Source organism: Pelosinus sp. sgz500959 (assembly GCF_042610375.1).
Classification (GTDB): domain Bacteria; phylum Bacillota; class Negativicutes; order DSM-13327; family DSM-13327; genus CTSoil-075.
On the sequence record NZ_JBGJZL010000001.1, the window covers coordinates 527,439 to 538,889 of the forward strand.

Annotated in this window: 10 protein-coding genes; all 10 read right to left on the reverse strand. The window is 38.8% G+C overall.

Annotated features, from left to right (window positions below; all coding sequences use genetic code 11):
• Positions 1-22: 22 nt before the first annotated feature.
• The 10 genes from lpdA to ACAN52_RS02370 all read right to left on the reverse strand — a co-directional run bounded on the left by lpdA (position 23) and on the right by ACAN52_RS02370 (position 11,271).
• Positions 23-1,423: a dihydrolipoyl dehydrogenase gene (gene lpdA / locus ACAN52_RS02325; protein WP_378951606.1), complete on the reverse strand. Its 1,401-nt coding sequence runs from the start codon at positions 1,421-1,423 to the stop codon at positions 23-25.
• 35 nt (positions 1,424-1,458) lie between these two features.
• Positions 1,459-1,764: a DUF6506 family protein gene (locus tag ACAN52_RS02330; protein ID WP_378951609.1), complete on the reverse strand. Its 306-nt coding sequence runs from the start codon at positions 1,762-1,764 to the stop codon at positions 1,459-1,461.
• Positions 1,765-1,790: 26 nt separating this feature from the next.
• Positions 1,791-2,651: a lipoyl synthase gene (lipA, locus tag ACAN52_RS02335; RefSeq protein WP_378951824.1), complete on the reverse strand. Its 861-nt coding sequence runs from the start codon at positions 2,649-2,651 to the stop codon at positions 1,791-1,793.
• Complete coding sequence (gene lipB, locus ACAN52_RS02340; RefSeq protein ID WP_378951612.1) at positions 2,605-3,339, reverse strand: lipoyl(octanoyl) transferase LipB; 735 nt, start codon at positions 3,337-3,339, stop codon at positions 2,605-2,607. The genes lipA and lipB overlap by 47 nt, the downstream gene beginning before the upstream one ends.
• 29 nt (positions 3,340-3,368) lie before the next feature.
• A complete protein-coding gene (locus tag ACAN52_RS02345; RefSeq protein ID WP_378951615.1) occupies positions 3,369-4,598 on the reverse strand; it encodes a dihydrolipoamide acetyltransferase family protein in 1,230 nt (409 codons plus the stop codon).
• Positions 4,599-4,676: 78 nt separating this feature from the next.
• A complete protein-coding gene (locus ACAN52_RS02350; RefSeq protein WP_378951618.1) occupies positions 4,677-5,645 on the reverse strand; it encodes an alpha-ketoacid dehydrogenase subunit beta in 969 nt (322 codons plus the stop codon).
• Positions 5,646-5,701: 56 nt separating this feature from the next.
• On the reverse strand, positions 5,702-6,667 hold the full coding sequence (locus ACAN52_RS02355; protein ID WP_378951621.1) for a thiamine pyrophosphate-dependent dehydrogenase E1 component subunit alpha: 966 nt from the start codon (positions 6,665-6,667) through the stop codon (positions 5,702-5,704).
• Between the two features lie 370 nt (positions 6,668-7,037).
• Positions 7,038-9,038, reverse strand: a complete 2,001-nt coding sequence (locus ACAN52_RS02360) for a sigma-54-dependent Fis family transcriptional regulator (protein WP_378951624.1) — start codon at positions 9,036-9,038, stop codon at positions 7,038-7,040.
• Positions 9,039-9,258: 220 nt separating this feature from the next.
• The gene (gene deoC / locus ACAN52_RS02365) at positions 9,259-9,924 is read right to left on the reverse strand and encodes a deoxyribose-phosphate aldolase (RefSeq protein WP_378951627.1); all 666 of its coding nucleotides are present in this window, start codon (positions 9,922-9,924) and stop codon (positions 9,259-9,261) included.
• A gap of 63 nt (positions 9,925-9,987) precedes the next feature.
• Positions 9,988-11,271, reverse strand: coding sequence for an ATP-binding protein (locus ACAN52_RS02370; protein WP_378951630.1), 1,284 nt, complete (start codon positions 11,269-11,271; stop codon positions 9,988-9,990).
• Between the last annotated feature and the right edge of the window lie 180 nt (positions 11,272-11,451).

Sequence of the window (11,451 nt, forward strand, 5' to 3'; positions counted from 1 at the left end):
TAAGACTATACAATATCTTCAATTATATGATCTTTACTCCTGGAGGCCAATGTATTGCATTGCCACTAACTGCAAGGGCCGCCTCAGCAATCCCCTCACTCATAGTCGGATGGGCATGGATGGTTGTAATGAGTTCATCAACAGTTGCCTCCAAATTCATTGCCAAGGCTACTTCTGCAATCAAATCAGTGGCTCTTGGTCCAAAGATATGTCCACCCAAAATTTCTCCACTTTTTTTGTCTGCAATCAGTTTTATCAAACCGGATTCACAACCTTCAATTAAAGACTTTCCATTTGCCATTAATGGAAATAGACCTATTTTATAGGCAATTCCTTGTGCCGAAGCTTCTTTTTCCGTAAGTCCCACACCAGCTGCTTCTGGAATGGTATAAATACAAGAAGGAATTATCTTGGGGTTGTAGAAGGGACGATGGCCTAATGCATATTCAACAGCTGCAATACCTTGGGCAGATGCTGCATGTGCCAGCATCATCTGAGCATTGCAGTCGCCGATTGCATAAATATGGGGTATATTCGTCGCAAAATATTCATTAACAACGATTTTTCCACGCTCTGTTTGGATTCCCACTTTTTCCAGACCCATATTATTAGTATTAGCTTTTCGCCCTGTAGCCATTAAAATATATTCCCCTGCCACTTCATGGCTTTTATGAGCAGTTTGTACGACTGCACTTAAGCCTTCAGAAGTCGGTAGAATTTCTTTTAGCCCTGCTTCCATCATAAAATCCACTTTGTACTCCGTTAACTTTTCCCGTATCCTTTTGGCAATTTGACTATCCATCATAGGTAATATTTGGGGTAGCATCTCTACGATTGTGACTTTCGTACCAAAAGAACTATATAACGAAGCAAATTCCATGCCAATGACACCCCCGCCAATAATGACCAAGGACTTTGGTACTTTGGGTAAACTTAAGGCTGCCGTGCTATCAATTACACCATTACAGGTTGCACCTGGTACAGGTATTTTGCTTGGAACAGAACCTGAAGCTAATATAATAATGTCAGCTTCAAGGGTCACACTCTTATCCCCTTCGACTTGAATCTTATGGGCATCTTGCAATATTGCCCGCCCATTATGAATTTGAACGCCATGGGCTTTCAACAATCCCTTTACGCCCTGAACCAAGCGTTTTACAATGGTAACCTTATTAGCCATAAGAGCTGGCCAATCCAAGGAAATATTATCTACATGCAATCCTTTGTGTGATTCTTCCTGCACAGCGTGATATAGCTTAGCAGTATGAAGAAGAGCTTTGGTGGGAATACAACCCACATTTAAGCATGTCCCCCCCAATGTTTCTTTTTCTATGATATGCACTTCAGCTCCAAGTTGCGCTGCACGAATAGCTGCCACATAGCCCCCAGGACCACCGCCAACAATAATTATTCTTTTTTTCATTTTTTCTCTCCGTTTGCATTTTTTTAAACTTACCATTAGTTAAAAAAATCGTCACCGCTTTTAAAATTAAGACCGGGATGAATATCAAAACGAACTACCCCTACACTTGCCTTGTGTTGGACAGCCTTACTTACTGCGGCCGTTCCTATACTACCAAAACCGCCGCACAATTCAAGAGATGTGATTCCTTGTTCCACCAGTTCTTTTGCCACCTTTTCAGCTTCATCATAGCTTTTGACTCCTACAACTGTTAAATGGACTGCAGGAGTTTCCACGATAGCACGATTTTGGGTAGGATCAGCCTCTGGGGCTATGAATAAAAATGCAGCTTGTAGAATCATAAAACTAACCTCCCAGTCTTATTTCTTTATGAACTGTGAAAAGTCTTAAAAAATAATTGCTCAGCATGATAGGAGCTACGAACCATTGGACCCGAAACAACTTGATTAAAACCAATCTCATATGCCTTATCTTCCCACATTTGAAACGTAGCCGGGTGGATATATTCCATGATAGGATGATGCCCGGCAGAAGGGCGAAGATACTGTCCAATGGTCAGGATCTGGCAACCTACTGCCTTAATATCAAGCATGGTTTGCAGTACTTCCTCATGCCGTTCTCCTAAGCCAAGCATGATACCAGCTTTGGCAATATTTTTATGATTGGTACTAACCCTTTGTAATAATTGCAAAGATCGGTCATAAATAGCTTCAGGTCGTACCGTTTTATATAAACGAGGAACTGTTTCTATATTATGACTAATCACATCTGGCTTTGCATCAATAATCAGTTGGATAGATTCTTGATGTCCCAAAAGATCAGGAATCAGAACCTCAATTCTAGCTTCCGGCAATACCTGGCGAATTTCCTGAATGGTGGTAACAAAATGTTCTGCACCACCATCGGGCAAATCATCACGAGTCACAGACGTTACGACTACATAGTTAAGGCCCAATTGTCTAGCTGTCAAAGCCACTGCCTTAGGCTCCTCTATATCCACGGGCAAGGGCAATTGCCCATGCTCCACGGCACAAAATCGACAATTACGAGTGCATAGATTCCCCAAAATCATAAAAGTGCACGTCTTTTGCGAAAAACATTCTCCTATATTCGGGCAATTTGCACTTTCACATACCGTATGTAAATTGCCCGCATTCAGCATAGACTGTATCTGGGCAAGATCATCTTGATTGGGTGCTGGTACAACTAACCACGCTGGTCTCTGCATAGCCACAGACCATCTCCTTTATTCTATCTACACTCACTAGCTCTGTTTCGATCTCAAATAATTCTTCAAATTCTTTGCGCAATTGACTGCGTACTGCTTTACTATCTACCGTGTCCAAGATCTGAGCCATAGAGGTTACTCCTAAAGAGGTAATACCGCAAGGTACGATAAAGGAAAAGTGCATAAGGTTGGGGCAAACATTTAATGAAACGCCATGCATGGTAACCCATTTCCGGATGGCAATCCCAAGCGCCCCAATCTTACGGTCCTCTACCCATACACCTGGATATTCCTGTTTTCGCACTGCCAGAATATCAAAATAAATTAGCGTCCTAATGAGTAGCTCTTCCATTTTCCTAGAAAAAGCATGAACATCTTTATTGGCTCCTGTTAAAGCAATGATAGGATAACAGATTATTTGTCCTGGGCCATGATAGGTAATATCGCCACCCCGATTGGACTCAAATATTTTAATATGATGTTCATCTAATACCTCTTGATCTACTAAAAGGTGATTTAAACTATCTTTATTTCTTCCTATGGTAAAGCAAGGTTGATGTTCAAGAAGAAGTAATATATCCGGAATGACTCCTTGTTGCCTCGCCCTATTTAGGGTCATTTGTAAATCAAAGATTTCATCATAATTACAAACTTGAAGTTCTACACAGTACCCTTTGCGTACCATCATCCTGCATCCTCCCTCAATTGGTTGAATGACTAAATCAAAGCTTGGTAGGGCTTTTTAATTAGCTTTAGCAATAAACCTAAAAATTCGGCAGCAGGTGCTCCATCAATGATACGGTGATCGAAGGATAAGGAAAGTCCAATCATTGGTCTAATCACAATTTCTCCATTTTCTACTACAGGTGTATCTACCGTTCTTCCCACTCCGAGAATTGCTGCTTCTGGCTGATTGATAATGGGCGTAAACCAATCTACCGATTGATACGTACCAATATTTGTAACCGTAAAGGTTCCGCCCCGCATTTCATTCATACTCAGCTTATTGTCTCTTGCCCTTAGGGATAATTCTTTAATTTCCCGACTAACTTGCGAGATGGTTTTTATATCTGCATTCTTCACGACTGGTACGACCAATCCTTGGTTAATGGCAACAGCCACGCCAATATGAACATCTTTATAAGTTCTAATATTTTTATCAACCAATGCACTATTAATATGAGGAGATCTTTTCAATGCCACGGCAACGATTTTTACCAGCATATCTGTTATGGTGATCTTGGCTTCTGCCTCTTCATTAATTGTTTTACGTAAAGCTAACAAGGCTGATAGATCCGCGCTAACATGATAGTTTACTTTCGGTGCAACGGACCAGCTGTGGGACATATTATCACCGACAGCTTTTCTCATGCCTGCATACGGAGTTAGAGTGAATGAATCTTGCTCCAGCATAGTATCAGGTTCAGGTACTTCAATCTTCTGCTCTAGCCTTACCTGTTTTGAAGCGCCACCGTCAGCAATGAATTTAATTAAATCATCCCTAATAATACGCCCAGATGGACCCGTACCCACGATCTGAGTAAAGTCTATATTGTTTTCTTTGGCTAACTTGCGTGCTAAAGGGGAAGCTTTTACTCTATTTCCGGTAACTTCATTTGTGGTACCTAAATTTCTTGCCTCAGTAATCGATATCTCTGGAGGAGATGTAGCTATTGTCCCAGCTTTTGCATTTGCTTGAACGGCCTCACCTTGCATACCAATGATACCAAGCAAAGCACCGATAGGAAGTTCTTCCTCCTCTTGAGCAACGATTTTCAATAATACACCATCAGCAGGAGCATCAATGGTATTGGTAAGCTTATCTGTCATTACCTCAAGCACGATGTCGCCCTTACTTACTGCATCACCTTCTTGCTTCAACCACTTCACAATCGTCCCTGTTACCATTGACAGGCCCATTTTAGGCATAGTAATTTCTACTGCCATGTGTTTGCACTCCTTTATCCTTAAAAGTTTCATTAAAAAATAATTTGGTATTCAGTCACTCACCAAAATTGATTACTTTTAAAATAAGCTCTTTACTGCGGCAATAATTTTTACTTCATTTGGCAAATAAACAGCCTCCAGTTTCGCATTAAAAGGAACAGGAATGTCCGGCGCCGTTACTCGCACAATAGGGGCATCTAGTAAATCAAAACCTTCTTCCGCTATAATAGCTGCAATTTCTCCTGCAAATCCACTGGTACGAACGGCTTCATTCACCACGACGAGCCTGTTTGTCTTAGTAATAGACTGTAAAATACATTCTTTATCCAAAGGAACCAACGTGCGTAAATCAATCACCTCTACACTAATTCCCTCTTTTTCCAACACTTTCGCCGCTGCTAATGCCTTGTGAACCATCCATGACCAAGCGACAATAGTCACATCGGTTCCTTCTCTTTTTATTTTCGCTTTGCCCAAGGGAATAACATATTCTCCTTCAGGCACATCACCGCTTATGGAATACAACTGCTTATGTTCAATAAACATGACTGGATTATCATCGCGAATAGCTGCTGCCATTAATCCTTTTGCTTCAGCTGGAGTAGAAGGCATAACGGTTTTAATCCCTGGTATATGGGTAAACCATGCTTCTATGCATTGGGAGTGCTGAGCAGAAGCAGTCATACCACCACCGCAAGGGGTGCGTACCACCATAGGAACTTTGGCTTTACCACCAAACATATAGCGCATTTTTGCAGCCTGATTAAATAATTCATCCATACATACACCCATAAAGTCTACAAACATAATCTCAACGATAGGGCGCAATCCAGCTGCCGCTGCACCAACAGCATGACCTACAATTGCCGTTTCACTAATCGGCGTATCCAGTACCCGGCCTGGAAATTCATCATATAATCCAGTGGTAACACCAAAACATCCGCCAAATTTCCCTACATCTTCACCAGCAATGTACACGTCCGGATTCTTTTGCATTTCCACTCTCATACCATCTCGAATGGCTTCCGCATATGTCATTTTTTTCATTATTTTCATCCTTCCTTTACGCTAAATATGGTATTACTTCTAAACACAGTATACGTTCAGGGAGCATACACATCTGCCATAACATCCTCTGGATCTGGTTCTGGACTTTGTTTGGCGAATTCAACCGCTGCATCAATTTGAGCCTGTATTTGAGTCTGTATTGCTTCTAAATCGCTTTCTTTGGCAAATTTTAATTCTTTTAATTTTTCCTCCAGTCTCACTATAGGATCTTTCCCCATCCACTCTTCTTGCTCCGCTACATCTTTATACAAACCAGCATCTCCTTGAAAATGTCCATAATGTCTCCATGTTTTACATTCCAATAAAGTAGGTCCTTCACCCCTTCTTGCACGATCGATTGCTTCTTTTGCCACTTCATAAACAGTAGCAACATCATTACCATCTATGGTGACCCCAGGGATGCCATAAGCAGTGGCCCGCTGAGAAACATCAACAATATTCATATGATCTTTCTGGTTCATGGAAATACCAAATTTATTATTTTCGCAGATAAAAATCACTGGCAATTTCCAAACAGATGCCAAATTTAAGGCTTCATGAAAAGTACCCCGATTGGAAGCTGCATCACCAAAGAAACATACGGCAACTGCATCCGTCTTTTTATACTTATTGGCAAATGCTGCACCAACAGCAATGGGCTGTCCTGCACCAACAATACCATTTGCTCCCAAAATACCTAAATCTACATCCGCAATATGCATAGATCCGCCTCTACCTTTACAATAGCCTGTCGTCTTAGCAAATAATTCAGCCATCATCTTATCCACTTCTCCCCCCTTGGCAATCAAATGCCCATGGCCTCGATGAGTACTGGTGATATAATCTTTATTTGTCAGGCTAGCGCAAACGCCTGTAGCTACAGCCTCTTCTCCACTATATAGGTGAACAAAGCCTGGAAGCTTGCCTGCCGCAAATAATTCTGCTGCCTTATCTTCAAACTTACGGATCGTCAACATTGTTTTATAAAAAGCCAGTAATTTTTCTTTCGTAACCTCGCTCATATCATAACCCTCCCAAATTTTTTCGACTTTTCCTATTGTTCAGACATTTCTTATGAAATCTCTACTATAAAAACCGATAAAGTAATGAAAATATCTCCTCTCCTTCCTGCAAAGCAATTGAGTACTATAGCTTACTTTAATAATTTTGCAATTTTCATGCCAATTCTTTATAGACAAAAAAACCACCTAATTATGGTGGTTTTCTTATATTTCATATAAAATTGATTGTAGCGTGAACGTTGTAACAGTGTATTATGCCGCTACACTTCGCTACACTATGAAACTTCTTCAGCTAAAGCTACATTTGCCCTTTGCAAAAAATAGTTAACTATTACGCTTATCCTCTCAATTTCTCTTAGAGTCATTTATTTTAATATTGTATCGCATACAATTGCATTTTTCGATAAACCGTAGTACGAGCTACACCCATTCGCTTGGCTATATGACTAATATTCCCGTTACATTCGCGAAGCAATGTTATGAGTTCTTCTCGTTCCGTTTTTTCATTCTGCTGCTTTCGCTGTTCCTTAAATGATTCTCTTCTTATCGGTACCTCTTCATAATTTGTGTGAAAATGGTACAGTTCAGCAGGTAAATGGGTTAGAGATACTGTATTTCCTTCGACTAGATGAATAATTCTTTCCGCTACATTATGGAGTTCACGTACATTGCCCGGCCAGCTATATTTTTTTAAGCAAAGTACTACTTCAGGTTCTAAGTAAAATTCCCAATCTCTGTTTTTGCTTAGACTCTGCAAAAAAGAAGTGATTAATAAAATAATATCTTCGCCCCGCTCACGAAGAGGAGGACTTGTAAGGGAGATAACATTGAGACGATAATAAAGGTCTTGCCGAAAGGTGCCTTGTTTCACTTCTTTTAGCAAATTCTTATTAGTAGCACAGATAATCCGTACATCCGTGGCAATTACTTTATCGCTGCCAATACGATTTATCTTTTTTTCTTGTAGCACTCGCAGCAAGGTAACCTGTTGTTCCAAGGGCATATCACCAATTTCATCCAGGAATAAGGTACCACCTGCCGCTAACTCAAACTTTCCTGGACGTCCCCCTCGCTTGGCACCCGTAAAAGCCCCTTCCACATATCCAAAGAGTTCGCTACCGATTAATTCTCGAGGTATTGCACCACAATTTACAGCAATAAAGGGCCCATTATTTCTAGCACTTTGGTTATGGATGGCTTGAGCAAATAATTCTTTCCCAGTTCCGCTCTCACCTTGTAAAAGTACATTTGAACTACTGCCTGCCGCTAACATCGCACTTCTCACAGTTTCTCTCATAACAGGACTTTTACCAATAATATCACTAAATTTAAAATTTGCCTGATGTCCACCGCAACTAGTTACCGACTCTTTTACTTGTTGTATTGGACGCAAAATCACTACACCACCATTCACACCTCCGTATTCATCAGAGACAAATTCGCCTGAGGCCATACAATGGCTTATTCCATTTTGTGTAGGTACCAACAATTTAATATCCGAATATAATTGAGGATTATCTAACATTGTCCTGATGCTAGGCGATACTTCCTTAAAAACAGTGTCAATAGAATGACCAATAATATCTTGGCTATTTTTATTAAGCAACCGTTGCGTAATGGCATTCACTTCTCTTATTATACCTAACTTATCAATAAATAGAACACCTTCAGACATCGTATTAAAGACACTTTCTAGATGCCTCTTCATTAACATTATCTCACTATGCTTTTGCTGCATTTTCAATTGCATAGAAATGGCTTCTGCTGCCGCGATTACCATACCCAAAGTATGAGAATTCTTATCTTGCACAGGTCCCGAGACATCTAATACAGCTACTATTTCTCCTCTTTTATCAAAAATAGGCGCCGCCGAGCAAGTCCAACAATGATGCGGCTGAGAAAAATGCTCGCACCCCGAGACTTGTGCCGGTTTTCCTGTGGCTAGCGTGAATCCTATCGCATTCGTACCGACTCTGGTTTCTGACCAATTTGCTCCAAATACAAAATTAAGATATTCTGCGCTTTTTAAACGTTCTTTGTCACCAAAAGATTCTAATATATACCCTTGAATATCTGCAAGTACAACAATAAATCCAGTATTAGAAAAGCTTTTATATAGATTTTTCATAAAGGGATTCGCAATACGAATGATTATCTCATTTTTGTCTACCAGTTCTTTAAGTTCATTACATCCTAACTCAATGTGCCCTCGGCCTTCTGTGGGATTCATGTCCCTATTAGCACATTTTATCCATGATTCAGCAACCAAAGGTGAAACAATTCCTGATAGGATTTTCCCAGAATGAATAAAACTATTCCAAGCCAAACCCATATTGTGACTAAAAGATTTACCAAGAGCATTCATATCCACGAGCTTCTCCCTCCAAATAGTACGTAAGGATTCTTTCAATTATTTCGAGCTTTAATCTTAATAATCAGCAATATAATATAGTGATTAAACGAGTAAATAATACCATATATAAAATTATATGTAATATTGTATCAATTCATTACTTTTCACCTATATTCCTGCAATTCTCAATTTTTCTCTCCATCAATCGTTAAGACAACTGAGCAATCTACATGATTAACTAGTAGCTTGATTTTGTAGCCTTACCTTGCATAATACTGACACCTGAGCTTGCTCCAATGCGACTCGCACCTGCTGCTACCATCATCTCTAAATCTTCCTTATCTTTTATTCCGCCAGAAGCTTTAACCCCCATTTGATCACCGACGGTCTTTCTCATCAGAGAAATATCTTCTTTTGTAGCACCTCCTGTAGAAAAGCCTGTGGAAGTTTTAACAAAATCCGCTCCTGCTCTAAGAGCCAACATGCACGCTCTAATTTTTTCTTCATCAGTGAGTAGACAAGTCTCTATGATGACTTTCACTAATGCTTTACCGTAGGCAACATCAACAACTTTGCGAATGTCGTCTTCTACAGCCGCATCTTCACCGGCTTTTAACCGACCGATGGCAATCACCATATCAACTTCTGTTGCACCATTTTTAATGGCATCTTGGGTTTCAAAAACCTTAACGGCTGTTGTTGTAGCTCCTAGAGGAAATCCAATAACAGTACAAACCTTTATATCCGTTTCTGCAAGTTCTTGCGCTGCAAAAGATACCCAAGTTGGCTGTATACATACTGAGGCAAAACCATATTCCTTAGCTTCAATAATCAAACGACTAATTTGTTCTCTCGTTGCATCAGGTTTTAAAAGAGTATGATCGATCAATTTAGCTATATTCATTGCCTTATCTCCTTATTGTTTATGTAATTTTTTTATATTGTCCATTTTTCTTCGGCTAATCATCTATGCTTGCTCTAGAAGTCTAAACTTAATCGAAAATTTTGTTCCCCTAGAACTTGTTTCCATATCTAACTGTGCTTTATGCCGCTCTGCAATTTTATAACAAATTGGTATGCCGATTCCCGTGCCGTGATCTTTTGTCGTAACAAAAGGCGTTCCAAGTTTATCAATCACTTCTTGGGGAATACCTTCTCCGTTATCTTGAATGTCTAAGACAACACGTTGGCCATCCATATAAGTCTTTATCGATACGATACCCTTATATTTTATAGCTTCTAGTGCATTCCTAACTAGGTTAAGAATATATTGCTTAATTTCATTTTCATCAATTAATATATTAGGAATTTCACCAAGTTCGAGTGTAATATTTTTTCCTGCACCAACTGCATCCGCTTGTATCAAAGGATATATCTGGGAAATAATGATATTAAGATTGTTCAGTTTTAAATCTACTTTCTTATTTTTAGCTAATGATAAAAACTCTGTAATAATTAAATTACTCCGATCTAATTCCTGTATCATGACTATAAAACTTTCCTTATAGTCTGAGAATTCCTTTTTAAGAGTAAAATATTGTAAATATCCTCGTACTGTCGTTAAAGGATTTCTAATTTCATGTCCAATACTTGCAGCCATCTCACCAATAAGATTAAGTCTCTCTAGCTTATTGATCGCATTTTCTATTTTTTGTTTTTCTATTTGTGCAAGATAGTCCCTTGATCGATCATATTCCTTTGTATAATAATTTATTATGATCATAATAAATGTTGCATTCGCAAGCATCGTGCATAATAATCCAAAAGAAACATCAATGTATCGATCGACATCGTTGGTATAGTAAGTAATCCATGATGGATTTTTGTATTCAACGATCACAAGAATTAACGTTATAATTACCAAACAACCAAGTAATACTAATCTTTTGAAACCACGCAGTAAAGCAGCAATCATCGAAGCAAAAATCAAAATGTATAAGGAGGCACCGCCTAATATTCCTCCATTAAAAATCCAGATCGATGGAGTGAGAATAAATACACACATGAAGATCAAAATAAGAACTGGTATTGAATATTGTTTCTTTATAATTGATATATAATAGAGAATTCCTAAAACTATGCCATTGAGCAAAATAATCATTGTAATTACAGTGCTCAAATTCATAAAATAATTCATAAGACCACTGGAAATAGACAATAAGATGCCAATCAATAATACGATATTAAAAATTCTATGTTCTGCCGAAAATAGAGACTCATCTCCAATTAATTTATATAATAGCATTTGCATCTTTGCACCTACTTATATTAATTGCTCCATCTCTCTACTAAAATAATAATCAATTACTTAATTAATTACATATAAAATATAAAAGTCCTTTATCTTTTATAATATTCTATCATTTCGACTTATTACTATTCTTTTTACAATAAAAATCATTCTTTATTGTCGAATTTTACTATTTTTATA

Coding starts and splice junctions, on each gene's coding strand:
- lpdA (WP_378951606.1), bottom strand. CDS start 1,423: ATGAAAAAAAGAATAATTATTGTTGGCGGTGGTCCTGGGGGCTATGTG.
- ACAN52_RS02330 (WP_378951609.1), bottom strand. CDS start 1,764: ATGATTCTACAAGCTGCATTTTTATTCATAGCCCCAGAGGCTGATCCT.
- lipA (WP_378951824.1), bottom strand. CDS start 2,651: ATGCAGAGACCAGCGTGGTTAGTTGTACCAGCACCCAATCAAGATGAT.
- lipB (WP_378951612.1), bottom strand. CDS start 3,339: ATGATGGTACGCAAAGGGTACTGTGTAGAACTTCAAGTTTGTAATTAT.
- ACAN52_RS02345 (WP_378951615.1), bottom strand. CDS start 4,598: ATGGCAGTAGAAATTACTATGCCTAAAATGGGCCTGTCAATGGTAACA.
- ACAN52_RS02350 (WP_378951618.1), bottom strand. CDS start 5,645: ATGAAAAAAATGACATATGCGGAAGCCATTCGAGATGGTATGAGAGTG.
- ACAN52_RS02355 (WP_378951621.1), bottom strand. CDS start 6,667: ATGAGCGAGGTTACGAAAGAAAAATTACTGGCTTTTTATAAAACAATG.
- deoC (WP_378951627.1), bottom strand. CDS start 9,924: ATGAATATAGCTAAATTGATCGATCATACTCTTTTAAAACCTGATGCA.
- ACAN52_RS02370 (WP_378951630.1), bottom strand. CDS start 11,271: ATGCAAATGCTATTATATAAATTAATTGGAGATGAGTCTCTATTTTCG.